We start from the raw sequence: 25,944 nt of genomic DNA, 5'->3' as shown, positions 1-25,944 counted from the left end.
TAAGTCACTTTGAAGACAGTTTATAATTTGATTAATTAAGACGATTTAAAAGTAAAAAGCCCAAATCTTAATATTTGGGCTTTTAAAGAGAAGTTTTAGATTATTCAGCAGACTGGCTTTTTCTCTTCTCAAGAATTTTACCGAACAGTAGGCCTATTTCAAAAAGCAACCACATTGGAATCGCTAGCATCACCATTGAAATCGCATCTGGGGGTGTAATAAACATAGCAACAAAAAAACATCCCACAATAATAAAACGTCTTTTTTCAGCAAGGCTTTGAGTATTTACTACGCCAATTAAAATAAGTAGTAAGGTTGCGATAGGAATCTCAAAGGTCACACCAAATACCAAAAATAGCTTTAAACAGAAGCTTAAATAACTATTAATATCGGTCATTGGTGCTACTGTTTCAGGTGAAACGCTAATAAAGAAATGTAATATTGCAGGTAAGGTAATGTAATAAGCAAAAGCTACCCCTGCATAAAATAGGACAATACTACCAATCAGTAACGGTAGCGCTAAATGGCGTTCTTTTTGATAAAGCGCAGGGCGAACAAAAGACCATATTTCATAAAGAATAAATGGCATTGCAAGCATAAGTGCGACAAATAAATTAAGTTTAAAAGGTGCCATAAAGGTTGCTGTTACATCTGTTGCAATCATTGACGATGATGCAGGGAGTTGTAACCTTAAAGGCTCAGATAATAATTGGTAAGTATTATTTCGAAAGGGTAATAAACAAAAGAATAAGAATAATGTTACCCCTACAATCCTGAATAAATGGCGTCTTAAAACAACCAAATGATTCATGATTGGCATTTGGTCTAAGTTTTCTTGACTATTTACAGTGGTTGAAGGCAGTTGGTTCATACGGCAATCTTCAATTCAACAGGAGATGTTTCTGCAATATCAGTTTGAGTCACTAAAGGCGTAGGTTTAGCAACATACGGTACTTTGTAATGGTCTGATATAGGAATACATTTCCGAATAGGCTTTTGTGTTGTTTTAGGCGTTTCAGTAACTTCTAAATGTTCTGAAATCTGCTGTTTTTGTATTTCTTCAAGCTGCTGTTGTACTTTTCGTTCCAATGCTTCAATGCGGTTAAGTTCCTCTTGCATTTCTTTGCGGAACTCAGAAAGACGCAGCTCCTGATCAATCTCATTTTGCAAATTGGTGATATAGCGTTTTAGTCGAACATACCAGCGACCTGCAAAACGTGCAGCTTCGGGAAGCTTATCTGGACCTAAAACTAAAATTGCAATAATTGCAAAACAGAGTAGCTCTGTCATTCCTACATCAAGCATGGGACAAACCTTTAGCTTTTCACTGATGTGCTTTCAGATGTTTTAACTTGTGCGTCAATCGTACGAGGAGTATTTAAAGATGCAGCTTCGTCTTCTTCACGAACTGATTTTTTAAAGTCTCTTACTGCACCGCCTACATCTTTACCGATATTTTTTAATTTAGATGTACCGAACAATAAAATAACGACGATTGCGAAAATAACGACATGCCAAATAGATAAACCAGCCATGATTTTATACCTCTTTTTAGTTCGCTTTATATCAACAGGTTGCCATGACAAGAATGTGACACTTATATTTCATTTTTAAGACAGTATTTATAAGTAGCCAGTTACGGTTAGATTTTTAAAGATATTTATCTGAGTAATTTTAAATTTTATTTAACTTAGATTTTAGACCAATTTACGTGAAATAGATCATACATTTCAAAATCAAAAGGTGTAGCATAACAAGCTGTTTTTAATGAGCAAGAGGAGAGAGCGTGGCATTACTACTGCCTGTATTGGCATTTATCACCGGACTTTTACTTGCTCAGACCTCTATTGCAGAAACCATAAAACCTATTCTTTCAGCTTGGCTTGCACGACTCCTGATTCCGATTGTGATCATTTACAACATGGTCTTTTATCAATCGGGAAGTTTGAGCTTAATGCTCTTTAGTTTTGGGGCGGCATTTATTATTTTCTTTGCCTATTTGGCTTTATTTAAAGACCGCTTACTGGCCCTTTGTGTAAGCTATACCAATATGGGATGGCTTGGTTTTCCTTTTGCCATGGCTCTATTTGGTCCCGAAGCGACTGCTCCGATTGTGGCTTTATATATTGGGATGTCAATTTTTGGCAATGCTTGGGCTGTTACGGCAGTCACTACCGCACCACAAAGTAAGCTCAATATATTAAAAAAGGTTTTAACTTCCCCTCCTTGTATATCAATATTTTGTGCTGTGGTGCTCAGGCTCTTAGGTGCTCAACATATTGAACATCCAGCCATACATTGGGTCTATGAAGTTGCTAAATTTGCAATGGCTTTTGCAGGTATGTGTGTGCTTGGAATGTGGCTACGCCGTACCAGAGTTTATGCAAAAGACTTAATTTACAGTACAAAAGCTCAAGCCTTTAAAGTCGCGTGTGGCTTTGTTCTATGTGGTCTAACTTATAGGTTTTTACCGATTCCAAATATAAGTCAGCAAATAGGGGTGATGTTTTTAATGTTTTGTTTGCCACCAGCAGCCAATATTGTAGCGTTAGAGACACATTATCAAGGGACGGGGAGATCTGCGGCTTATATCGCTTCGGGGACGATTGTGAGTTGTGTGTGTATTGCGATTTATGCAGTGTTTTTGCACGTAGTACTATAATTAAGTTTAAATTTTCTTCTCCACATTTGCTTGTGCGAAGGCGGCATGGATGCCGCCATGTCACTGCGGTAGCAAGGATGTACCGTCAGTGACATAAATGGTTTTGTTACTTTTGCCAAAACAAAAGTAAAGTACTGCCTATACAAAGCCGAATACTCTCTAACGTGATATTCAAAGGCTATATTGAAAGAATTACACTAAACTTTCTCTAAATAACTGCATCGCTTGCCCACGATGACTAATCTTATTCTTATCTTCTTTAGACAACTCAGCGCTAGAAACTTTTAGCTCTGGTAACCAGAACAGTGGGTCATAACCGAAACCATTTTCACCACGTGCAGCTTCTAAAATTTCACCGTGCCAAATGCCTTGGAAAATTTGTGGCAAAGGGTCTTCAGCGTGAGTCACTAAAGCAAGTACGCATACAAACATACCTTCAATCACTTCACCATTTTTACGATATGGCAGAAGATCATTTAATAACTTGGCATTATTCGCTGCATCATCACCATGTTCTCCAGCATAGCGCGCCGAGTAAATGCCTGGTGCGCCGCCTAATACAGGAACACAAATACCTGAGTCATCAGCCATAGCAGGTTTCCCTGAAATTTTAGAGGCATGACGTGCTTTAATAATGGCGTTTTCAATAAAGCTTAAGCCGTCTTCAATGGCGTCGGGAATATTAAGGCGACCTTGAGGAATAATTTCTACAGGTAACTTAAGCTGTTCAAAAAGTTTTTCAAACTCTGCGACTTTACCTTTGTTATTACTTGCAAGGACTAAAGAGCCCTGATCAAACCAATGTGGGGTAGACATAAGATAAACCGATCTAAATTTTGCGTATTTTAACCCATTTTAAAAATTATATAGCTGAATTATGAATATGATTGAATAGAACATTTTTTCCTATTAAAAATGATTCGGGCTGTATAGTTTTCTGTCTCGATCAAAGATGTTTGTTGTGGGAGCTTACTTTTGCAATCAAAAGTTACACCTCCAAAAATTGAAGGAAGATTGAAGTCAATATAAGAGATAGGGTAAAAATGCTCTTGGGAATAAAGAGGGAGTTGAAAATGAAATTTATTGTTTGACTTTATTTGTATATCACTGATTTCGGTATCTGTATTCTTTCTGAGTGTTGGTAGCATCAAGATCGTTTCACGTTGTAGATGGGTTGTGATAAACGGGAAAAAGTAATCAGACTCATACATCCCATAAGCTGCTGAATTTATTTGTTCTAACTCTTTCATGAAATCCTTTTGTGTATAGCCATTTTTATAAGAAGCAATTTGAATCGTGAAATTTAACATTTGAGAATGATCGAAAAAGAATGGCTTTAGTATCTGAAATATAATAAGACCACTAACTATAATAAAAATACTGATATAAATTGACAGTTTAAATTCATTCTTATTAAACATTAATTTTCTATTCTCTATAAGTACTGATTTAACAGCAAAATTAGCCTTACGGTTTTTTATATGATACAGAAAAGAACTATCGCAATAAAAAACCGACTCTCACAAGTCGGTTTTTAGATCTTTCAATAGATCTAAGCAAGATTATTGTGCTTGAATCCATTTATCCGCACGGTCACGTGCCATACGAATTTGCTCTTGGGTTAAGTTGGCAGCAAGAGCAGTCTTTTTACCTTCAGATAAGCTAATCACTTTATTGTCGAGCATGCCATCACGAGTTGAAAGCTCATACCACTGATAAGCACCTACGTAGTTTTTCTTTTGCTCTTCCATCATCGCGAGGTTATAGCTTGCGCGGTTATCACCATTGCTTGCAGCTTTTTCGAAATACTTACGAGCCATAGACTCATCTTTCTTAACACCAATGCCGTCGGCGTACATACGGCCTACATTTAACTGTGCTGGTGATAAACCTTGGTCAGCAGCAGCTTTAAACCAAGTAAATGCTTGTTTATCGTCTTTTGCTACATCTTTACCGTATTGGTAACGTGTTCCAAGATAAAATTGTGCGCCAGCTTGGCCAGCTTGAGCTGCTTTTTGAAGGTCATGAATCCCCATTGTGGAGAAGCGCGCAGCCTGGCTAGCAACCGATTGTGGCTGGGCGATATAATCTGCATGAGCCTGCATACTTAGCAGTCCTGCAATTAGTGTGCTAAATAATGTCTTTTTCATAGTGCACTCACTCGATAAATAGCGACTTCACCAAACAAATTCGGAACATGTTTGCTTAACAGGCTTCCCTGCTGGTTTCCATTGACGGCGAGTCGATTAATAATTTGTATTTGATTTTCCGCACACAGTGCTTCGAAATCTTTAAATGTACATAAATGAATGTTGGGGGTGTTATACCACATATATGGTAGAGCATCCGATACAGGCATCATTCCTTTTAATGCTAGAAAAGAGCGAGTCTTCCAGTGTGCAAAGTTTGGAAAGGTAATAATGGCCTGTTTTCCCACACGCACCATGTCTCTTAATAAAACATCGGGTGCATCTACGGCTTGCAAAGCTTGTGCCATGACCACATAGTCAAAAGACTGGTCGGCAAAACGGCTCAAACCGAGATTCAAATCTTGTTGAATAATATTTAACCCGCGACTGACGGCAATTGCAATCTTTTCTTGATCAATTTCTAAACCATAAGCACGAATTTGATGCTTTTGGCTCATATGAGCGAGTAATTCACCGTCACCACATCCTAAATCGAGTACGCTAGAGCCGGGTTTAATCCACTTTTCTGCCAGTTGTTGATCAATACGCATTAGCTTGCCTCCAGTGATGTCGATTTTAAATGTTCTTCACCGCCTAAGAAAGCGCGCAGTGTTTTGACATACAGTGGAATCGGGAATAAAAACGAGTCATGACCTTGTTCAGCATCAATATCGAGGTAACTTACCGGCTTATGATTGGTAATAAGCGCGTCTACTATTTCTTGAGAGCGGCTTGGTGCAAAACGCCAGTCAGTTGTGAATGAAACGATGAGGAACTGACATTTGGTTTTACCCATTGCTTCTGTAAGTGAATGACCGTATTCGCGTGAAGGATCGAAATAATCCAAAGCTTTGGTCATAATGAGGTAAGTATTGGCATCAAAATTACGGCTGAATTGTTCACCTTGATAACGCAGATAGCTTTCGACCTGAAACTCGACATCAAAACCGTACATAAATTTGCCTGATTTTAAATCACGGCCAAATTTTTGTTTCATCGCTTCTTCAGAAAGATAGGTGATATGGCCGACCATACGAGCCAGAATTAGTCCGCGTTTTGGATAGCTATCATTTTCTAAGTAACGACCATGATGGAAGTCTGGATCAGACAAGATCGACTGACGTGCCACTTCGTTAAATGCAATATTTTGTGCTGAAAGTTTTGGTGCGCTAGCAATAATCACACATTTTTGCAGGCGGTCAGGGTAGTCTACAGACCATTGTAGTGCTTGCATGCCCCCTAATGATCCACCAACAACCGCATACCACACATCTACACCCAAACGGTCGGAAAGCATGGCCTGAGTCTTAACCCAGTCGCGTACCGTTACTAATGGAAAATCTGGTCCATAAGGGCGATTGTCATTTTCAGGGTTTGGTGAAGTTGGGCCAGTTGAGCCACTACAACCACCAATATTATTGAGCGAAACTACAAAGAACTTATTCGTATCAATTGCTTTACCCGGGCCAATACAGCTATCCCACCATCCAGCTTTTTTATCATCTTCGTGGTGATAACCCGCTGCATGATGATGTCCGGAAAGGGCGTGACAGATTAAAATGGCATTTGATTTATCTGCATTTAAAGTGCCGTAAGTTTCAACCATTAATTCAAAACGTGGCAAAACACGGCCACATTCAAGATGTAATGGTTCTTCAAATTGGAACTTTTGCGGAGTGACTAACCCCACTGAATCAGCTGGAAAAGACACGGGAACATTTCGCCTTTTAAATCTTTCAGGAATAAAAAGAAAGGATACCAAGCTAGGTATCCTTTCAAAAGAGTTTTTTTAAATTAAACAGCGGCGGCAACAACTTGATCTGTACTTAAAACACCTTGATCAATCAAACGGTTGGTACAGGCAATAATTGCTTCAATTGATGAGGTAACTGTGTTGTCATGAACACCGGCACCAAATGAGCCTCTACCTGTACCTTTCACTTGAAGTTCAATTAAGGTTAATGCTTTGGCATTTGCACCTGAACTAATACTACGTTCTTCATAGTTCAATACGTCAATTGGTAATTGAAGTGCGTTTAAGAATGCAGAAATAGGACCATTACCTTCGCCACGAAGTTGTTGTGTTTCACCCTCGACATCAACATCAAGTTCGATAATTTGAGTACCGTTAATGTCTGATAACTTGTAGTGTTTGACTGTGTAATGTTGGTTTTTCACATCAACATATGTGTCTTTAAATAATGTCCAGATTTCTTTGGCATTAATTTCTGTACCATTTTCATCAGCGTATTGTTGAACAACCTGACTGAATTCGATTTGCAAACGGCGCGGTAATACAACGTTGTAGTTTGATTCTAATAAGTAAGCGATACCGCCTTTACCAGACTGACTATTTACACGAATGACAGCATCATAGTCGCGGCCCAAATCTTTCGGGTCGATTGGCAAGTAAGGCATATCCCAGATTTCTTCGTTTTTCTGGTACTCGAAGCCTTTTTTGATTGCATCCTGATGTGAACCAGAGAATGCAGTAAATACCAAGTCACCTGCATATGGATGACGAGGGTGTACAGGTAAGCCAGTACATTCTTCAACTGTTGCAATGACTTCATTAATGTTAGAGAAATCTAACTCTGGCGCTACACCTTGGGTATACATGTTCAATGCAATGGCTGCAACGTCAACGTTACCAGTACGTTCGCCGTTACCAAAAACACAACCTTCGACACGGTCAGCACCCGCCATAATGGCAAGTTCCGATGCTGCAATACCACAGCCGCGGTCGTTGTGACAGTGAACAGAAATGATCACGCCATCACGACGTGCCAAATTGCGATGCATCCATTCAATTTGGTCTGCATAAACATTTGGAGTTGAAACTTCGACAGTCGCAGGTAAGTTTAAAATCACTTTATGTTCTGGACGAGCATCCCAGATTTCTGTCACAGCATCACAAACATCTTTAGCAACTTCTAATTCGGTTGCAGAGAAACATTCTGGGCTGTACTGGAAAATCCAGTCAGTTTGAGGATATTGCGCTGCATACTCTTTCACTTTTTGAGCTGCATTAATTGCTAATTGTTTTGCACCATTTACATCTACATTCAATACTTTCTGACGGAAAGTTGGAGAGTTCGAGTTATAAATATGTACGATTGCGCGTTTAGCACCTACTAAAGATTCAAAAGTGCGTTCAATTAAATGATCACGTGCTTGCACCAAAACTTCGATATATACGTCATCAGGAATATGATTTTCTTCGATCAACATACGAGTAAAATCGAAGTCAATTTGAGACGCAGAAGGAAAACCAATTTCAATATGTTTAAAACCGATTTTTACAAGCATTTTGAACATCTTGAATTTCTGTTCCATATTCATCGGTTCAAAAATTGCTTGGTTACCGTCACGTAAGTCCGTGCTCATCCAAATCGGCGCTTTTGTAATTTCATTATTTGGCCATTGGCGGTCTGGTAAATCGACTCGCTGGTACATACGGCGGTATTTTTTGCTTGGGTCAGCCAACATCATGAGAAAACTCCTTATCTCGTAGCACGGTTGCTCTAGGTATCGTGTGAAAGGCAACGTTCTACAGTTATATATGGTATCTAATACAGAAAAATTAAAGCGAATTTGAAAAGGTCTGCTCTAAAATGCAGACAAAAATTTATACGCGCGCGAGGCGCAGCATCAGGAGTTCGAGATGATGTCTTGCTTGGATAGGCGGGGCAAACAAGTAATTCGTTTTCATCTATAGACCATGAAATAGTAAGTTTAGTGGTTTGCGAATATGCTCTTTGTCTAGATATACCACATCTGAACAATGATTACACGTTGTGCAAAAGTCTTATACTCATTTTAATTTCAGTGTTCAGAAAATAATTTTCTAATTTTGCGTTGTTTGATGTTTTATGGAAAATAATTTTCACTATTTTGCCTTATTGAGATAAAAATAATTGATTAGACTAAATAAGGCAAAAATAAATAGAGTTACAGTTCTGACCACATACGGATGAGATTGTGATAAATATTAGTCAGTTTCATCACTTCAGAATAACTATCGCCATGTGATTTACGTAGTTCACGTATGCTTTCATCTAAGTTAAATAAAAGATGGCGTTTACTATCATCGCGAACCAAACTTTGCACCCAGAAAAAAGAGGCAAAGCGAGTACCTGATGTAATACTACTGACTTCATGCAGGCTAGTAGACGGGTAGAGCACCACATCACCCGCTGGTAATTTGACTTCGTGATAGCCATAAGTATCTTCGATAACGAGGTCGCCGCCTTCATATTCATCAGGTTCGCTTAGAAATAAGGTACAAGATAAATCGGTACGTAGTTGTTCTGAAGTCCCGCGTATAAGACGAATTGAGTTATCTACATGGAAACCAAAACTTTCATACTCGTCATAACGGTTAAACAGTGGTGGAATAATTTTGTGGGGTAGGGCTGCTGCTTGAAACACAGGATTTTGCCAAATTGCTTTAATGACAATATCACTTAAGTGATGTGTAAGCGGGTCTTGTTCAGAGAGTTGTTGATTTCTTTTAACAGAGGCAGACAAAGTGCCGGCAGTTACTTTACCACCTACCCAATTTGCCTCTTTCATGAGTTTACGAAACTCGGCAACTTGCTCTTTGCTTAAAACATTCGGGATATGATGAATCACAGCAAACACCTTTTAAGTAGATACTTTATTTATAAAGATAGCCTCATTACGAGGCTATCTTTATATCTGCTTTAATTAATACCATAAATAAATTATGGAATTAAATTTTAGTATTTAAAGTTAATGGCTAAAACGGCGTTACGACCATTGCCTTCAAATGCATAGTGAGCTGGGTGAGCACTTGTAAAATAGCGTTTATCAGAAATGTTATTGATATTAAGCTGTAAGTTTACGTTTTTGTTGACATCGTATTTAGCCATAGCATTGTAAATGGTATAAGTTGGCAAATATTTGTCTTCAAGCATTGTTGCGCCAGTATTTGTATTGGTAAATACTTTATCGCGGTATTCGGCACCAGCACCTAGAGTTAACTTAGGTAGTACTCGATAAGTAGACCACAATGTCGCACTATTTTTAGCGACGAATGGGAGTGGTTTACCTTCTTGTGCAACTGCGTTATAAGCCGCTTTTGTCAATTCACTATCTAAATAGCTATAACCCGCAGAAACTTCCCATTTGTCGGTTACTTTACCGTTGAACCCGACTTCGAAGCCATCAACTTTACTTTCACCAGCATTGGTTGTGGTATTGGCATCAATAGCGATACGAGTATTTTGTTTCTCGGTACGGAAAATAGCAGCAGTTAAGTTTGCACGATTATTGAATAGATCCCATTTAGTACCAACCTCGAAAGTACGTGCTTTTTCTGGAGATAAATCATTTGCTTGTTGAGAAGAAGTGGATAAGGCATCTGCACCATCACCTTGGTCTACCCCAACTGGATTTGCAGAAGTTGCGAAACTTGCATAGATACTGCCATTTTCAGTTGGTTTGTAGACTAAACCAGCTTGATAAGAGAAATAGTCACTATCATTTTCGAATTTCTGACCAGCTGCAATACTTACGTCATTTGTGTAGTTGCCGCTCGTACTTGTTTTATCGATATCTTTAACAGTTTTATAAATATTTTTATTATATTTACGTTCAGTTTCGAATTTATCCCAACGTACGCCTAAATTTAAAAGCCATTGTGGATTAAATTCGATGCTATCTAAAGCATAAAGAGAAACAGTACGGCTGCGAGTTGTATACTGATTTTTGATGCTGCCTAAAGTATCAGTAAATGCTCCATTCATTGGGTTGTTGACTGAAGTACACCAGCCATTCGAAAGAGCACTGCTTACAGGACAACTGGTGTTATGGACAGTAGATGTTGTGCCAGAGGCATCAGTAAACGTATAAACACCTTGATTTGATTGTTGATAGCTCCACTCGGCACCTGTATTAAAAGAGTGTTTAAGAGTACCAGTATTGAATTTACCTTTTAATGCAAGCTGATCGCTATAAGCATCTGTGTCTACAATCCGACTTAAAGCACGACGTGAAATAGTACTGTTTTTCGTTACATTACCTTTTGAGTCATCTGCATTGGTATAGATGTAATCTGATTTAGATTTTGTGTAAGACATCGTATTTGATAATGTTAAATCATCAGCGAGATCATGTTCTAATTTAAACGTACCGATGTGGTTTTCACGTTTATCAAAATCACGAGCTTTCCAACCGTAATACATGCCTTGTTTTACATCAATTGGTTTCCCACCAACAGGAAGGAATGGAATACCTGCATCTGGTTCATCATTACTACGTAAATAGTAGTAGCTCAATGTTCCTCGAGTTGCTGTATCTAGGCCAAATGCAAGACTTGAAGCAATACCAGCACGAGCATATTCAGCACCATCATTTGAACCAGCTTTTTCATTTTCATGGCCCATAACTACAACTCGGCCAGCAACACCATTACCAAAGTCTTTGTTTGCATCAAGTTGGATATGGCGATAGTTATCGGTACCACCTTGAACACTACCTTGGTAAACATCACCTTCATGAGCAACTTTAGGAATCAGGTTAATGCTGCCCCCAACACCACCACCGCCGCCAAGAGCTGAAGAAGAGCCTTTAATGACTTCAACTTGCTCAATAGCGAACATGTCACGATTTTGAGAAGTTGAATTACGAACACCATCAACATAGACAGAGGATTGAGCGCTATAGCCACGAATATATGGCATATCGGTAAATGGGGTACCGCCTTCACCTGCACCTAAAGTAATACCTGGTTCATAGCGTAAAGCTTCGAGTAGGGTGTTAGAGTTTGAATCTTTAATTAATTTTTGAGAAAGAATAGAAACGGATTTTGGAGTATCTAAAAGGGGAGCAACTAATTTTGAATTTGCCGACTCATCTACTTTTAAAGATTCTTCGTGAGTTGCTTGAGTATGAATGGTTGGTAGTTGTGAAACAGTTTCTTGTGCCATTGCAGTTGTTGCAATCATAGAAAGGGATGATGCGATTGCAGATGAAACAATTTTTTTACGTGTTCTAATCAATGACATGACTTTCAGGACTTAAATATAAAACGTTATGCGAATAATAATAATTCTTATTTATATGTACAGTTTGTGTTAATTGGATTTGCCGATAGGATTGTGAAGAAAATATGAAAGATTTAATCGGATTTTGTCGCTAAAAATTGCTAATTAATTAATTATTATTAATTTTTATGAAAAGCGATAATTATTGATAAATTAATTGTAATTTTAGATTTATGAAGCATAGCTAAAAAATTACTTTCGCTTAAGGTTGAATTAAAAAAAATTAAAAAATCATAAAATTATTGTGAAATTTACTGGAAAAACGGCCTTCAATTTACTGATCTGATCGGTTAATTTTGTATATCTTGAAAGTTGTCATATAATACAGCACTTTTTTAAAAACTGTTCCTACTAACTAATTTTTATCGAGGAAGCCATGCAAGTAACGACTGAAGCGGTTTCGGGCGTTGCCCGTCGTTTAAATGTTTCTGTACCGACGAGCCGTATTAACGAGCAATTTGAAGCTCGTTTGAAGCGCACTGCCAAAACTGTGAAGATCAACGGCTTCCGTCCGGGCAAAGTACCTGCAAACGTTGTTCGTCGCGAATACGGTGCAAGTATTTATCAAGAAGTTGTGAATGACATCATTCGTGACAGCGTATTCGAAGCAATTCAACAAGAAAAAATCAATGCGGTAGGTATGCCGAACATTGAGAAAGTTGAACATAAAGAAGATGCTTTAGTTTTTGAAGCAACTGTAGAAGTTTATCCTGAAGTTGAAGTAAAAGCATTTGACGGCTTAGAAGTTGAACGTAAAACAGCTGAAATTAAAGATGCTGACGTTGACACTATGATCGAAAACTTGCAAAAACAACGTCAAACTTGGGCTGTGACCAAGGGTATGGCGAAAAAAGACATGCAAGTGACTTTTGACTTCGAAGGTTCTATCGACGGTGAGAAGTTCGAAGGCGGTTCTGCTGAAGACTTTAAACTTGTGTTAGGTTCAGGTCGTATGATTCCTGGCTTCGAAGACGGCATCATTGGCATGAAAGCTGGTGAAGAGAAAGTAATTGATGTAACTTTCCCTGAAGATTACCAAGCTGAAAACTTAGCTGGTAAAGCAGCTCAATTCAAAATTACTGTGAAGCAAGTTGAAAAACCTAAACTTCCAGAGATTGATGCTGAATTCTTAAAAATCTTCGGTGTTACTGAAGAAGAAGGCGTTGAAAAATTAAAAGCTGACGTTCGTAAAAACATGGAACGTGAAGTTCGCAATGGTTTACGTAACCAAGTTAAACAAGCTGCATTTGATGCTCTTGTTGCTGCGAACGAAGTTGAAGTTCCAGCTGCAATGGTTGCTCAAGAAATTGACCGTCAACGTCAACAAATGGTTCAACAGTTCACTCAACAATTTGGTGGCGCTGGTGCTCAATCTTTTGACAAGAGCATGCTTCCTGACGAATTGTTCAAAGAACAAGCAGAGCGTTCTGTTAAACTTGGCGTATTAGTAAGCAAAGTTTTAGCTGATGCTAAACTTGAAGTTGACCAATCACGTGTTGATGCTTACATCGACGACATGGCTTCTTCTTATGAAGATCCAACTGAAGTGATCGAATACTTCAAAAATGATGCTCAACAACGTGCTCAAATCGAAGCTGTTGTATTAGAAGATCAAGTTGTTGATCACATCTTAGCTGCTGCTAAAGTGACTGACAAAGCAGTATCTTACGAAGACTTGTTGAAAGAACAACAAGCTCGCCGTATGGGCTAATCTTTTGAGAAGTCAGGAAAAGGCGCTTTAGGCGCCTTTTTCATTTTTAGGTATGTGGTTAATTTGAGTACGTCGTTAAGTACTTAGGTATAAATAATATAATATTTCAGTGCGAACCTTTTGCAATTTGAGAAATTATCCCGCATATTGTTGCCATAGGTTAAGTCACAAAAAATTTAGGAATAAATAACGTATGTATGTTCCAACAATTGAAAATGCTTTAGTTCCTGTTGTGGTTGAACAATCTTCTCGCGGCGAACGTTCTTTTGATATTTATTCACGACTTTTACGTGAGCGCGTCATTTTTCTAACTGGTGAAGTTGAAGACAACATGGCAAATTTGATTGTTGCTCAAATGTTGTTCTTAGAAGCTGAAAACCCAGATAAAGATATCCATCTTTATATTAACTCGCCAGGTGGTTCAGTCACTGCTGGTATGGCGATTTATGACACGATGCAATTTATCAAACCTGATGTAGTGACATACTGTATGGGGCAGGCTGCATCTATGGGCGCATTCTTATTAAATGCTGGTGCTAAAGGTAAACGCTATTGCCTTGAAAATGCTCGTGTAATGATTCACCAACCATTAGGTGGATTCCGTGGTCAGGCATCAGACATTGAAATTCACGCACGTGAAATTCTATTTATTAAAGAACGCTTGAATCGTTTGATGGCAGAACACAGTGGTCAAGACTATGACACGATTGCTCGTGATACCGATCGTGATAACTTTATGACTGCACAAGCAGCAAAAGAATATGGTTTAGTCGATCAGGTATTAAGTAAGCGTCCATAAGGGGAGTTTTTAAGTGGCTTGAGTTGTTAGAAAACGCCTCCATATAGTCATTTAACCCTATCGCTTGCCCTCATATTTAAGATTCTATTTGTGGAGAGAATATGTCCGAACATCCTCAAGGACAAAAACATTGTTCATTTTGCGGTAAAACGCAGTCTGAAGTCGGGAAACTGATTGCGGGCGAGGACGCATATATTTGTAATGAGTGTGTAGATGTCTGCTTAGACCTTGTACAAACCAGCCAACAGGTTGAAGCAGGTGACTGGGCGAGCAAGGCATTGCCAAAACCACATGAAATACGTGCTGCGCTTGATCAATATGTGATTGGTCAGGATCTTGCCAAAAAGACATTATCTGTTGCCGTTTATAACCATTATAAGCGTTTGAAAGTCGGGCAATCTGGTCATGTGTCTAAAGATGTGGAAATTGCTAAAAGTAACATTCTACTGATTGGACCTACCGGTTCAGGTAAAACATTACTTGCTCAAACATTGGCTCGTTTGTTAGATGTTCCGTTTGCTATGGCAGATGCGACTACTTTAACTGAAGCGGGTTATGTCGGCGAAGACGTTGAAAATATTGTACAAAAGCTTTTGCAAAAAGCAGACTACGACGTAGAAAAAGCTCAAAAGGGCATTATCTATATCGATGAAATCGACAAGATTACACGTAAATCGGAAAATCCGTCGATTACTCGTGACGTTTCTGGTGAAGGTGTACAACAAGCATTGCTTAAGATGATTGAAGGTACTGTAGCTTCAATTCCACCACAAGGTGGACGTAAACATCCGCAGCAAGAGTTCATTCAAATTGATACCTCAAATATCTTATTTATTTGTGGTGGTGCATTTGCTGGACTGGAAAAAATTGTACAACAACGCCAAGAGAAAGGCGGAATTGGCTTTACAGCTGACGTGAAGAAAAAAGATGAAAGCAAGAAAATTGCTGAACTGTTCCGTCAAGTTGAGCCAACTGACTTAGTGAAATTTGGTTTGATCCCAGAATTTATTGGTCGTTTACCAGTTATTGCAACGCTAGAAGAGCTTGATGAAGAAGCATTAATGCAAATTTTGACAGAACCAAAAAATGCATTAACTCGCCAATATCAATACTTGTTCAACATGGAAAATGTGGACCTTGTATTTGAAGATTCAGCTTTACGTGCAGTTGCTAAGCGAGCGCTTGAGCGTAATACTGGAGCTCGTGGTCTACGTTCGATTTTGGAAAATGTTTTACTTGAAACAATGTATGACTTACCAAGTCGTACAGATGTCGGAACAGTTTTCATTAATGAAGCAGTCATTAATGGTGAAGCTGAACCTGTTTACAAGCCAGAACGCCAGCCTAAAGAAGCAGTAACTCATGAAAGTATTGCTAAGGCAGATTTAAAAGTAATTGATTCGAAGTCTGCTTAGATTTCATTCATCTAAAAAGCATGAATCGCGTGAGTGATTCATGCTTTTTTTGTTTTCAATTCATGTAGGTGGTGTTAATCTAAAAAAACAAAATACGCATAGTTTTGCGATATAGAAAAATCAAAAGAAAACGCTTTGAGGGATGTCATGCGTTATTTAATTATTTCATTAAGTTGTACCGCATTACTTGTGGGTTGCCAAAGTTCATCACACTTAGCAAAAAATTCAGGTGAGCTGACTGCGACTTTACCTAAAGTTGATGTAGATAAAGCACCCGGTGTATTTGATCAATACCATGTGGGTGGTTTTAGCATGGGTGGATGGGTGAACCAGAAACTAGGTCAGACATTTGTACCGATTAAACCGCAAAATGAACATGCAGCAGTAGTCTATCTCTATCGGCCAGATACCAAATGGAACCGTCAGGAAATTGCAGCAATTAATTTATTTGTAAATGGCAAACGAATTCCAAGCTTATTGCATAACCATTATTACTGGATTGAACTGCCAGCAGGAAGTTATCGTATTTCTGCAAGTCGGCCTTTATTAGGTATTCATTTTCAAGAGCCAAAATATATTGATATTACGGTCGATGCAGGAACATCTTATTATTTAAAATACGATGAAGAAAACAAAATGGACCGCGGTGAACACACTGGCCCATTTATGTTAATGCAAGACAATATCGGACGTAGAGAGATTGCTTTTACGGAGCTTAAATCTTCTAGCTACAATTTTGTTGCTGAAGATGCTTCAGGAAAGATTCGACATAAACCGCAAGAGCTAAAACCAGCCAAATATGATGAAAAATCAGATGTGCATCTGATTAAACCATTTAATTTGTGGAATCCTTTAACGTGGTAATGGCCTACAAAGGATAAAGAAAAGTTAAGACTTTTCTTTATCTTTCATCAATGGTGCAATAATTTTAAGCATCTCTTCTTGCATGTGATCACGTGCTTTAGGGTCATTAAAGGTTTGTTGACCCAGCTCCATCATATATTCTGAAATTTGCCCCATAATCTGTACGTTTTTACGCGTAATCGATTGGCCCTCTGGGGTTTTCAAAAATTTCAGATTTGCCTGAACTTCTTCTTCGGTATATGTCTTTAAATAAATATCTTGTAAAGCTTGCGTAGTTTTGGGGCTACTAATGAGCTGATTGCTCGAATCTTTTAACAGTAAGCCTAACTTTTTCGCTGCCTCTTTTTCTTTCGGGCCTAAAGTTTTGATGCCCGTAATATTAGTAATGATCTGTTCAGCTTGTTGATCATAATAAGGCGTTAATTCATTAATTGATTCTTTAAGCAAATAATCAATTTGGCTCATTTGCATGAGCTCTTTTACTGAACTTAATTTGGCAGGAGAAGCAAATAAGCTTGTCGTAATACAGCTTAAGCAGAGGCTGATTGAGAGATTTTTAAGAATAGGGCGGATAGTCATGAAATGACCTATATGCAGTTTATTGCGGGTGGGTGTATTTATTAATAACATAGATTGGCGAACTAATTGTTACAATTCTTTTCAATTTCCAAAAAAATTATAAGGCATAAAAAAAGCACCGAATTCGGTGCTTTTCTTGATTAGCCTGCTGCAGCATCGATTACTGGAATTTTTCCAATTTTTGCTTGCCAGATTTTTGGAGCTACTGCGTGAATTGAAGTACCGTTTACATCAACTGCTACAGATACAGGCATATCTTCAACTACGAATTTGTAGATTGCTTCCATACCTAAGTCAGCGAAGGCAACAACTTCAGCTTCACGAACAGCTTTAGATACGAGGTAAGCCGCACCACCAACTGCCATAAGGTAAGTTGCTTTGTTGTCTTTGATCGCTTCAATTGCTGTTGGACCACGGTCAGCTTTACCAATCATACCGAATAGACCAGTATGCTCGAGTACTTTACGTGTGAATTTGTCCATACGTGTTGCAGTTGTAGGACCAGCAGGACCAACGACTTCATCACCCACAGGATCAACAGGGCCAACGTAGTAAATAAATTTACCTTTAAGATCAACTGGTAATTCTTCACCGTTGTCGATCATTTCAACCATACGTTTGTGTGCCGCATCACGACCTGTGTACATTGTACCGCTAAGAAGTAATGTGTCACCCGGTTTCCAAGAATCCATTTCTTCTTGAGTAATGGTATCAAGGTTTACACGTTTAGACTGTGAAGAGTCCCAAGTTACAGATGGGTAGTCTTCAAGTTTCGGTGCTTGAATATGAGCTACGCCTGAACCATCAAGCTGGAAGTGAGCATGACGAGTTGCAGCACAGTTCGGAATCATACCGACTGGTTTGCCCGCAGCGTGACATGGGTAATCTTTGATTTTAATATCAAGAACAGTGGTTAAACCGCCAAGACCTTGAGCACCAATACCAAGAGCATTTACTTTTTCAAAGATTTCGATACGAAGTTCTTCGATTTTGTTCTCTGGTCCACGGCGAAGTAATTCGTCCATGTTGATTTCTTCCATGAGTGCTTCTTTCGCAAGCATCATGGCTTTTTCAGCAGTACCACCAATACCGATACCGAGCATACCAGGAGGACACCAGCCTGCACCCATAGTCGGAACAGTTTTAAGTACCCAGTCAACAATCGAGTCAGATGGGTTAAGCATTGCAAGTTTAGATTTGTTTTCTGAACCGCCACCTTTAGCAGCAACAGTAATATCTACTTTGTTACCCGGTACGAGTTTGTAGTGAATAACAGCAGGGGTGTTGTCTTTTGTATTTTTACGACCAAATGCAGGGTCAGCAAGTACAGATGCACGAAGAACGTTGCTGTTTTCAAGGTAACCTTGGCGAACACCTTCGTTTACCGCATCGTCTAAGCTCATTGTTAAATCGAATTTAACATCTAAGCCCACTTCAAGGAAAACGTTAACAATACCAGTATCTTGGCAAATTGGACGATGACCTTCCGCACACATGCGAGAGTTAATTAAAATCTGTGCAATTGCATCCTTTGCAGCTTTGTTTTCTTCGCGATCATAAGCACGGCTCATCGCTTGGATAAAGTCTTGCGGGTGATAGTACGAAATAAACTGTAGGGCGTCCTTGATTGATGTAATCAAGTCATCTTGTTTGATAATCGTTGTCATACCAGAAAATCTCTTGAGCGGGCTGTTAGCTAGCGGGCTAAATTATATGACAAAAACACAATCTTGTGGGGGATTGGTTGATCTTTTGACCGAAAGTCGAATAAGACCAATACTAAGTGATTTAAAACTAAGAATAACCAACAGCTAAGGCAGTTATTTGAGAATAAAAAAAGCCATTTGAGCGGACATCAAATGGCGAGAGGTAGAAAAGATTAAATGATATTAATTATTTGGCAGCAGCTTGTTGTTCAGCCTGAATTGCTGTTAAGGCAATAGTAAAGACAATGTCATCTACTAAAGCACCACGAGACAAGTCATTGACTGGCTTGTTTAGGCCTTGCAGCATTGGTCCAACGCTGACTACATTTGCTGCACGTTGTACTGCTTTATAGGTCGTATTACCTGTATTTAAGTCTGGGAAAATAAATACATTGGCACGACCAGCTACGCGTGAGTCTGGTGCCTTTTGGCGTCCTACACTTTCAACAGAAGCTGCATCGTATTGGAGTGGGCCATCAATCAGTAAATCAGGGCGGCGTTGCTGTGCAATTTGAGTTGCTTGCTGTACTTTCTCAACATCAGCACCAGTGCCAGACGTACCAGTCGAATAGCTGATCATGGCAATACGTGGGTCAATTCCAAACGCTTTTGCAGAGTCAGCAGACTGAATCGCAATTTCAGCAAGCTGGTCGGCTGTAGGGTCTGGGTTAATTGCACAATCACCGTAAACATAAACTTCATCTGGTAAAAGCATAAAGAATATGGATGAAACCAGTGAGTAAGAAGGTGCGGTTTTAATGAGCTGGAAAGCAGGGCGTACGGTGTTCGCGGTTGTGTGAACTGCACCAGAAACCAAACCATCTACATGATCTAGCGCCAGCATCATGGTGCCAAGAACTACGGTGTCTTGTAATTGATCTTTGGCTTGTAACTCATTGAGTTTGCCTTTGCGGAGTTCAACCATTGGTGAAACATATTGATTGCGAATGCTGTCCGGATCAATAATTTCTAAGTCAGCTGGTAGTTCAATCCCGCGTGCTTTTGCAACGTCTTGAACTGCATCTGGTTTTGCTAGCAAAATACAATGTGCAATACCACGAGCCTGACAAATAGCAGCTGCTTCAATAGTACGTGGCTCATCGCCTTCTGGAAGCACAATTCGTTTTTTAGCTGCAATTGATTTTTGCACTAACTCATGACGGAATGCAGAAGGAGAAAGGCGTGGAGTTGCACCGTTATTACTGTGCTGTTTAAGCCATTCGACATCGATATGACTTGAAACAAAACGAGTCACTTGCTCGGCACGTTCAGTATCATCGATTGGAATTTCATTACCAAAATCGGATAAGCGCTGTGCCGTTTCCAGTGTGTTTAAACGGGTATGTAAAATTGGTAAGCCTTGTTTGATAGCGCTTTGGCAAAACTCTAAAAGCTCAGGGGCAGGTGCTTCACGTTCGGTCAGTACCAAGCCTGCCAATGGAATACCGTTACTGGTTGCCAAGCTACCTGCAAGTAAAACGTCGGTACGTTCAGACGCACTAATAATCAGTTCGCCAGCAATGAATTTATTCAATTCATATTCAATGCTTGAGGCAATTAAACTTGAGTGCAAAATACGACGCGTTTTTGCTTCGCCTTGATGGACCCATTGACCATCAATCACGTTCGCGATGTCTAAAGTTCTAGGTACGCTTAGTGTATTACTAAATGGAACTAAACCAATAATTGGTAAATCGTTCGATCCAAAGTAGCGATTGTATTTTTGCAGTTCTGTCGTAAATTTTGCGATGTCTGCAGTTGGACGCAGCGATGGGTCGAATGCGACAGGAATCTGAGCTGTTTCTTCAGATAAGCCGCGTGTACGCATGAAGAGTACACCTGCTGTTCGGTTAGAAGTTGCACCACCAAATTGACGTAAGTGAGCTTCAACTTTCTCGGCTGTTTTACGTGGGTTTTGAATGTCAGCCGTGCTCACTAAAACTACTTCTGCATCGAGAGCTTGGGCAAGGCTTGCATTAAGCTCACTCGCAAAATGGTCTTGCCCATTTGGCAATAAGCCTTCAACAATAATCACATTATTGTCTGCTGCAATACTGCGATGAAGACTTACTGCTTCTTCAAGGAGTTCATCGACTTCACCTGACGCGATGCGTTGGGTTAACTTTTCATGAGAAATGGATTGAACAGTTTTACCTTGAAATAAATGACCAAATAAAGATGTAGTTCGGTCTAAAGTTTCTTGATCTACCTGAGAAAACGGTTTTAAAAAGCCTGCTTTAATCCCATTACAATCAAGTGCATAAATCATACCTAAGCAGGCAGAGGTTAAACCAACCCCTTCACCTGTAGGAATTAATAAAATTGTATTCATATAAACCTATAAATAACGTTCTTTGACTTCTGTAATTAAGCAAGGCTAATTTCAGGAGACGTATTTTGTGCAACGTCTACAACCTGACGAGTTTCTTTAGCAATACGGCCTTCTTCATCGGTTGGAATGACCCAAATTTGTGGGCCTGTACCGCTATCAATACGGCCTTCTGTACCACGTTTTAAATTGTTGTTCTGGTCTTTATCGATCTGTAAACCAAAGTGAGGTAAATAAGCTAAAGTCTTTTCACGAATATAAGCTGAGTTCTCACCAATACCACCTGTGAAGATCAAGCCATCAATGCTCGGTAAACCACAGCTTAGTGCAGCAAGTGATTTTGCAAGGCGGTAGCTAAATACTTCAATTGCAAGACGCGCATCTTCATTGCCATTTTCAGAGGCTTCAATCACTGTACGCATATCGTTAGAAAGTTGTGATAAGCCAAGTAAGCCACTTTCGTTATTCAAAACTTTATCGATTTTCGCCAAGTCCCAACCAAGGTTTTTTGCAAGGAAACTATGTAAGCTTGGGTCGACATCACCACTACGGGTACCCATTACAACACCTTCAAGCGGAGTAAGCCCCATAGAAGTATCAACACTTTGTCCGTTCCATACTGCACAAGTCGAACTACCATTGCCCAAATGCGCTGTTAACCAACCACCTTTTTGGAAATTACCAGCCAGTTCACTGCCTCGGTCAGACACATAAGCATGGCTTGTGCCGTGAAAGCCATAACGGCGGACGTTATGGTCTGTATATAAAAATTTAGGGATTGCATAACGGTATGCATGCGCAGGCATGGTTTGGTGGAATGCAGTGTCAAATACGGCAACTTGAGGTAATTCAGGAAATAGGCGCATCGTTGCTTCAATCCCGATTAAGTGGGCTGGGTTATGAAGCGGTGCAAGAGGAGTAGCTGCACGAATACGTTCTATAATTTCAGGAGTAAGTAATTCAGCTTTGGTGAGGCTTCCACCATGTACGACACGGTGACCGATTGCTTGAGGTTTATAGTTTGCAAGACGTGCAAGTAAAGTTTCTAAAGCTTTGGCGTGATCAGCATAGGGAATTGAAAGCTCTAGTGGTTCTCCACCGACTGTAATTCCTTTAATACGAGCATCAGCCGCCCCTAAGTTTTCTGCTAAACCATAAATACGATCTTCACGACGGTCTGAAACCAGCGCGTATTTAATAGATGAAGAACCGCAATTAATAACTAATACTGATGTAGCCACGTTGAAATACCCAAGTCCTGATTTAAAAATAGTTTTCCTAACTTCCTGATCAAAAGGCATTAATTGCAACATGCATTAAGAGCAGGTTGTGATGTTTTAACATGTGTTGTTTTTCTGTCCAAGATAGACTTTAGGCCATTAGACTTAAGCACTATCGACCATCAAATTTTTTATAACTAATATTTGTTCAGTATAAAGCTTAACCACTGTATTTATTGTTTTTTTGTAGAAGAATTAAACAGTTTTTTGTATATATTTATGAAAAGTAAATTTTGAATCAATGTAATTTTCAACTAATTGGTATAAATTTTTTAAGAAAAAATAAGTGCTGTCATTTTAATCAAACTAGAGGGGAGTATTACAAATAATATACGTAATTGAAATTAAGTTTTAATAGTTTATATATAGGATGAAAAGGATAAATTATAAACATTTTTAATATCAAACTAAGTATAAAAAAGTCAGTGCTCACCCATTTATAAAGATATTTTATTGCTTTGATATTATGAGAAATTTCTCATAGTTATTAATGTTTAATTTACCCGTAAATATAGTCAAAAATAAAATCATTTTCTTGTTTAAAACTTAAACATTATTTGTCTTTAATGCTAAGGCCTAGAGTATTGCTCGGAGTTATAAGGACTTGCATGTCGCTTTTTGCCTTAATAATATTATTCATCCTTCTACCAAATGATCGTTAAATATATCGTTTGGTCTATTTTGTTTTTCCGGCTTATCCGGTTGTACAGGAGCGTCCAGCATGGACTTGCCGAACCCAATATTGGCAAAAGTTACCGAGCGTGTAATCGCGCGTAGCCAAAAAACTCGTTCTGCATATTTACAACGCATTGAACATGCCCAAGGTAAATTTCCTGCTCGTGGAGCACTTTCATGTGCCAATCTCGCGCATGGTTTTGCCAGCATGGAAGATAATGAAAAATTAATTATTAAAGTTGGCCGTGAACCAAATATTGGCATTGTGTCTTCATATAATGAAATGCTTTCAGCACATGCCCCTTATAAAACCTTCCCAGACATTATAAAAACAGCTGCCCGTGAAAATGGTGGTGTTGCTCAGTTTGCTGGTGGTGTGCCGGCAATGTGTGACGGCATTACTCAAGGTAATGCCGGTATGGAATTGTCATTGTTTTCACGTGAAACAATTGCGATGAGTACAGCAATTGCACTTTCTCATAATATGTTCGATGCCGCATTGTGTCTCGGGGTGTGCGATAAAATTGTGCCGGGCTTACTGATTGGTGCTTTACAGTTTGGTTATCTGCCAACTATTTTTGTGCCTGCGGGTCCAATGAGTAGCGGTTTATCAAATGATGATAAAGCCAAAATTCGTCAACAATTTGCGACTGGTCAAGTGGGCCGCGATGCCTTACTTGAAGCTGAATCAGCTGCCTATCATGGTCAAGGCACATGTACCTTCTATGGTACTGCTAATAGTAACCAAATGCTGATGGAAGTCATGGGTTTACATTTGCCAAGCGCTGCATTTGTTCACCCTCATACGCCATTACGTGATGCTCTCACTGCCGAAGCGGCTAAGCGTGTACTTGACTTAACTGCTGAGCGAAGCAACTACACACCAATCGGTCATGTGATTGATGAAAAAGCAATTATAAACGGCATTGTGGCTTTACTGGCTACAGGCGGTTCAACCAACCATACGTTACATCTGATTGCGATTGCACGTGCGGCTGGCATCTTAATTGACTGGGATGACTTTGATGAATTGTCTGCTGTTGTTCCATTGCTCGCAAAAATCTATCCAAATGGTAAGGCCGATGTAAACCATTTCCAAGCAGCGGGTGGGGTGGCATTCCTTATTCGTAACTTACTTGAGGCAGGTTTGTTGCATAACGATGTAACAACAGTCGCTGGTAAGGGTTTACAGCACTACACCAAAGAACCGAAATTGATTGACGGTAAGCTCACTTGGGTTGACGGTGTGGTTCAAAGTCTTGATGACAAAGTTTTACGTAGCATTGATGCGCCGTTTCAGCCAGATGGTGGCTTGCGTTTAATGCAAGGTCGTCTTGGTCGTGGTGTTATCAAGATTTCTGCTGTTGCGCCAGAGCACCGTAAAGTTAAAGCTCCAGCAATTGTGTTTGACTCTCAAGAAGCGGTACAAGCAGCGTTTGATCGTGGCGAATTACACCGAGACTTTATTGCGGTCGTTCGTTTCCAAGGTGCTCGTGCGAATGGTATGCCTGAGTTACATCGTTTGACGCCTGTGTTGGGTGTTTTACAAGATCAAGGTTTCCATGTTGCCTTAGTTACTGATGGACGTATGTCTGGTGCTTCAGGCAAAGTTCCTGCGGTGATTCACTTATCTCCAGAAGCCTTACTAAATGGGCCGATTGCTAAAGTCCAAACCGGAGATACGTTGGTTATTGATGCTGAAGCTGGTGTACTCGATATTGAGTTAGATGAACAAACTTGGCAGTCACGCCCTGTTGCACAACCAGAACATCAGGCAGAAAACGAAGTCGGTTTCGGCCGTGAATTATTTGGTGTATTCCGTGCAGCAGCAGCGCCTGCTGAACATGGTGCATCTGTGTTTGGTTCACTTGTTGGTGAAGAGCCACAAGCGCATATTTGAGACAAAGGAATTACAAAGTAATGAGCAAGATTGAAGATGTGGTCAAATTAGGCCCAGTAATTCCCGTGTTGGCTTTTGACTCTGCCGAACAAGGTGAACATGTATCACGTGCGTTGCATGCTGGCGGTGTAAAGGTACTGGAAATTACTTTACGTACTGCTGCTGGTTTGGTGGCTATTGAGCGAGCGTCTCAGTTGGCAGACGACATTGTGGTGGGTGTGGGAACAATTACCAAGCCTGAGCATTGTGCTCAAGCTAAAAAAGCAGGCGCTAAGTTTGGTGTATCTCCTGGTTTGACCAAAGACTTACATTTGGCTGCGCAAGATGCTGGCTTACCTTTATTACCAGGAGTCATGACACCAAGTGATCTGATTCAGGCGATTGAGTTGGGTTATGAAATTGTGAAGTTTTTCCCAGCTCAGCAAGCAGGTGGAGTCGAGATGCTCAAAGCATTTTATGGCCCATTTCCAAACTTGCGTTTTTGCCCGACCGGTGGAATTACAGCAGAGTCAGCACCAGATTTCTTGAAGCAACCTAACGTAGTTTGTGTGGGTGGTTCATGGTTGACGCCTAAAGCTGCTGTTGCTGCACAAGACTGGGCTGAAATTACACGTTTAGCTCAAATTGCGAGTCAGTTGAGAGCATTGTAAATGTAGTCAATATTTATAAAAAATGAAGTGCATTCTATGTGCTTTAAAGGCTGTATTGATGTGACCAGTTTGTGCTGGTCACACCTAAATATAAAAAATTAATGTCTTAACAGTA

Annotated in this window: 22 protein-coding genes; 7 read left to right on the top strand and 15 right to left on the bottom strand. The window is 39.6% G+C overall.

All coding sequences use genetic code 11. The features are described 5' to 3' along the window. Nucleotides 1-100: 100 nt before the first annotated feature. Genes tatC through NE363_RS15910 form a run of 3 tightly spaced genes read right to left on the bottom strand, consistent with a single transcriptional unit; the run spans nt 101 to nt 1,535 of the window. On the bottom strand, nt 101-871 hold the full coding sequence (gene tatC, locus NE363_RS15920; protein WP_263612878.1) for a twin-arginine translocase subunit TatC: 771 nt from the start codon (nt 869-871) through the stop codon (nt 101-103). Beyond that, nucleotides 868-1,305 (bottom strand): Sec-independent protein translocase protein TatB, encoded by a 438-nt coding sequence (gene tatB, locus NE363_RS15915; RefSeq protein WP_445535439.1) that lies wholly within the window; start codon nt 1,303-1,305, stop codon nt 868-870. Before tatB ends, tatC begins: the two co-directional genes overlap by 4 nt. An 11-nt stretch (nt 1,306-1,316) precedes the next feature. After that, a complete protein-coding gene (locus NE363_RS15910) occupies nt 1,317-1,535 on the bottom strand; it encodes a Sec-independent protein translocase subunit TatA (RefSeq protein WP_002053267.1) in 219 nt (72 codons plus the stop codon). A 251-nt stretch (nt 1,536-1,786) separates the two neighbouring features. Between NE363_RS15910 and NE363_RS15905 the strand changes: the two genes are divergently transcribed. Further along, nucleotides 1,787-2,662 carry an AEC family transporter gene (locus NE363_RS15905; protein ID WP_445535438.1) on the top strand — a complete coding sequence of 292 codons (876 nt, stop codon included), beginning with the start codon at nt 1,787-1,789 and terminating at the stop codon, nt 2,660-2,662. Between the two features lie 192 nt (nt 2,663-2,854). Here NE363_RS15905 and rdgB read toward each other — a convergent pair whose 3' ends face one another. The 8 genes from rdgB to NE363_RS15865 form a co-directional block, all read right to left on the bottom strand. Continuing rightward, a complete protein-coding gene (gene rdgB, locus NE363_RS15900; protein WP_445535437.1) occupies nt 2,855-3,478 on the bottom strand; it encodes an RdgB/HAM1 family non-canonical purine NTP pyrophosphatase in 624 nt (207 codons plus the stop codon). Between the two features lie 59 nt (nt 3,479-3,537). Beyond that, on the bottom strand, nt 3,538-3,912 hold the full coding sequence (locus NE363_RS15895) for a hypothetical protein (protein ID WP_223237490.1): 375 nt from the start codon (nt 3,910-3,912) through the stop codon (nt 3,538-3,540). A 312-nt stretch (nt 3,913-4,224) separates the two neighbouring features. Then, entirely contained in the window at nt 4,225-4,812 is a 588-nt protein-coding gene (locus tag NE363_RS15890; RefSeq protein ID WP_000751694.1) for a tetratricopeptide repeat protein, read from the bottom strand. Then, nucleotides 4,809-5,402: a methionine biosynthesis protein MetW gene (metW, locus tag NE363_RS15885; RefSeq protein WP_001217230.1), complete on the bottom strand. Its 594-nt coding sequence runs from the start codon at nt 5,400-5,402 to the stop codon at nt 4,809-4,811. The genes NE363_RS15890 and metW overlap by 4 nt, the downstream gene beginning before the upstream one ends. Further along, nucleotides 5,402-6,562 (bottom strand): homoserine O-succinyltransferase MetX, encoded by a 1,161-nt coding sequence (gene metX, locus NE363_RS15880; protein ID WP_445535436.1) that lies wholly within the window; start codon nt 6,560-6,562, stop codon nt 5,402-5,404. Before metX ends, metW begins: the two co-directional genes overlap by 1 nt. An 83-nt stretch (nt 6,563-6,645) precedes the next feature. Beyond that, nucleotides 6,646-8,343, bottom strand: a complete 1,698-nt coding sequence (gene leuA / locus NE363_RS15875; RefSeq protein WP_004698805.1) for a 2-isopropylmalate synthase — start codon at nt 8,341-8,343, stop codon at nt 6,646-6,648. Nucleotides 8,344-8,802: 459 nt separating this feature from the next. After that, the gene (locus NE363_RS15870) at nt 8,803-9,486 is read right to left on the bottom strand and encodes a Fe2+-dependent dioxygenase (protein ID WP_004698804.1); all 684 of its coding nucleotides are present in this window, start codon (nt 9,484-9,486) and stop codon (nt 8,803-8,805) included. Between the two features lie 107 nt (nt 9,487-9,593). Continuing rightward, nucleotides 9,594-11,882 carry a TonB-dependent receptor gene (locus NE363_RS15865; RefSeq protein ID WP_445535435.1) on the bottom strand — a complete coding sequence of 763 codons (2,289 nt, stop codon included), beginning with the start codon at nt 11,880-11,882 and terminating at the stop codon, nt 9,594-9,596. Between the two features lie 415 nt (nt 11,883-12,297). Between NE363_RS15865 and tig the strand changes: the two genes are divergently transcribed. The 4 genes from tig (at nt 12,298) to NE363_RS15845 (ending at nt 16,710) form a co-directional block, all read left to right on the top strand. Continuing rightward, on the top strand, nt 12,298-13,632 hold the full coding sequence (gene tig / locus NE363_RS15860; protein ID WP_151863807.1) for a trigger factor: 1,335 nt from the start codon (nt 12,298-12,300) through the stop codon (nt 13,630-13,632). Between the two features lie 193 nt (nt 13,633-13,825). Beyond that, a complete protein-coding gene (gene clpP, locus NE363_RS15855) occupies nt 13,826-14,431 on the top strand; it encodes an ATP-dependent Clp endopeptidase proteolytic subunit ClpP (protein ID WP_000289452.1) in 606 nt (201 codons plus the stop codon). A gap of 101 nt (nt 14,432-14,532) precedes the next feature. After that, a complete protein-coding gene (clpX, locus tag NE363_RS15850; RefSeq protein ID WP_445535434.1) occupies nt 14,533-15,846 on the top strand; it encodes an ATP-dependent Clp protease ATP-binding subunit ClpX in 1,314 nt (437 codons plus the stop codon). Nucleotides 15,847-15,993: 147 nt separating this feature from the next. Then, nucleotides 15,994-16,710, top strand: coding sequence for a DUF2846 domain-containing protein (locus tag NE363_RS15845; RefSeq protein ID WP_445535433.1), 717 nt, complete (start codon nt 15,994-15,996; stop codon nt 16,708-16,710). A 24-nt stretch (nt 16,711-16,734) separates the two neighbouring features. On the opposite strand, the gene NE363_RS15840 is transcribed toward NE363_RS15845, so the two are convergent. From NE363_RS15840 to NE363_RS15825, 4 genes are all read right to left on the bottom strand, one after another. Continuing rightward, nucleotides 16,735-17,289: a DUF2059 domain-containing protein gene (locus NE363_RS15840; RefSeq protein ID WP_004710671.1), complete on the bottom strand. Its 555-nt coding sequence runs from the start codon at nt 17,287-17,289 to the stop codon at nt 16,735-16,737. Nucleotides 17,290-17,429: 140 nt separating this feature from the next. Beyond that, the gene (locus NE363_RS15835; protein ID WP_151794251.1) at nt 17,430-18,956 is read right to left on the bottom strand and encodes a fumarate hydratase; all 1,527 of its coding nucleotides are present in this window, start codon (nt 18,954-18,956) and stop codon (nt 17,430-17,432) included. Between the two features lie 226 nt (nt 18,957-19,182). Beyond that, the gene (gene pta / locus NE363_RS15830; RefSeq protein WP_445535432.1) at nt 19,183-21,327 is read right to left on the bottom strand and encodes a phosphate acetyltransferase; all 2,145 of its coding nucleotides are present in this window, start codon (nt 21,325-21,327) and stop codon (nt 19,183-19,185) included. A gap of 35 nt (nt 21,328-21,362) precedes the next feature. Next, a complete protein-coding gene (locus NE363_RS15825; RefSeq protein WP_445535431.1) occupies nt 21,363-22,565 on the bottom strand; it encodes an acetate/propionate family kinase in 1,203 nt (400 codons plus the stop codon). Between the two features lie 760 nt (nt 22,566-23,325). On the opposite strand from NE363_RS15825, the gene edd reads away from it, so the two are divergent. Further along, nucleotides 23,326-25,179 (top strand): phosphogluconate dehydratase, encoded by a 1,854-nt coding sequence (gene edd / locus NE363_RS15820; protein WP_445535430.1) that lies wholly within the window; start codon nt 23,326-23,328, stop codon nt 25,177-25,179. Between the two features lie 20 nt (nt 25,180-25,199). Further along, nucleotides 25,200-25,829, top strand: coding sequence for a bifunctional 4-hydroxy-2-oxoglutarate aldolase/2-dehydro-3-deoxy-phosphogluconate aldolase (gene eda, locus NE363_RS15815; protein ID WP_445535429.1), 630 nt, complete (start codon nt 25,200-25,202; stop codon nt 25,827-25,829). Nucleotides 25,830-25,944 lie beyond the last annotated feature (115 nt).

The sequence above is a fragment of the Acinetobacter sp. G18 genome, assembly GCF_052660225.1.
This window is presented reverse-complemented; position numbering and strand designations above follow the sequence as displayed.

Coding starts and splice junctions, on each gene's coding strand:
- tatC (WP_263612878.1), bottom strand. CDS start 871: ATGAACCAACTGCCTTCAACCACTGTAAATAGTCAAGAAAACTTAGAC.
- tatB (WP_445535439.1), bottom strand. CDS start 1,305: ATGCTTGATGTAGGAATGACAGAGCTACTCTGTTTTGCAATTATTGCA.
- NE363_RS15910 (WP_002053267.1), bottom strand. CDS start 1,535: ATGGCTGGTTTATCTATTTGGCATGTCGTTATTTTCGCAATCGTCGTT.
- rdgB (WP_445535437.1), bottom strand. CDS start 3,478: ATGTCTACCCCACATTGGTTTGATCAGGGCTCTTTAGTCCTTGCAAGT.
- NE363_RS15895 (WP_223237490.1), bottom strand. CDS start 3,912: ATGAAAGAGTTAGAACAAATAAATTCAGCAGCTTATGGGATGTATGAG.
- NE363_RS15890 (WP_000751694.1), bottom strand. CDS start 4,812: ATGAAAAAGACATTATTTAGCACACTAATTGCAGGACTGCTAAGTATG.
- metW (WP_001217230.1), bottom strand. CDS start 5,402: ATGCGTATTGATCAACAACTGGCAGAAAAGTGGATTAAACCCGGCTCT.
- leuA (WP_004698805.1), bottom strand. CDS start 8,343: ATGATGTTGGCTGACCCAAGCAAAAAATACCGCCGTATGTACCAGCGA.
- NE363_RS15865 (WP_445535435.1), bottom strand. CDS start 11,882: ATGTCATTGATTAGAACACGTAAAAAAATTGTTTCATCTGCAATCGCA.
- tig (WP_151863807.1), top strand. CDS start 12,298: ATGCAAGTAACGACTGAAGCGGTTTCGGGCGTTGCCCGTCGTTTAAAT.
- clpP (WP_000289452.1), top strand. CDS start 13,826: ATGTATGTTCCAACAATTGAAAATGCTTTAGTTCCTGTTGTGGTTGAA.
- clpX (WP_445535434.1), top strand. CDS start 14,533: ATGTCCGAACATCCTCAAGGACAAAAACATTGTTCATTTTGCGGTAAA.
- NE363_RS15845 (WP_445535433.1), top strand. CDS start 15,994: ATGCGTTATTTAATTATTTCATTAAGTTGTACCGCATTACTTGTGGGT.
- NE363_RS15840 (WP_004710671.1), bottom strand. CDS start 17,289: ATGACTATCCGCCCTATTCTTAAAAATCTCTCAATCAGCCTCTGCTTA.
- NE363_RS15835 (WP_151794251.1), bottom strand. CDS start 18,956: ATGACAACGATTATCAAACAAGATGACTTGATTACATCAATCAAGGAC.
- pta (WP_445535432.1), bottom strand. CDS start 21,327: ATGAATACAATTTTATTAATTCCTACAGGTGAAGGGGTTGGTTTAACC.
- edd (WP_445535430.1), top strand. CDS start 23,326: ATGGACTTGCCGAACCCAATATTGGCAAAAGTTACCGAGCGTGTAATC.
- eda (WP_445535429.1), top strand. CDS start 25,200: ATGAGCAAGATTGAAGATGTGGTCAAATTAGGCCCAGTAATTCCCGTG.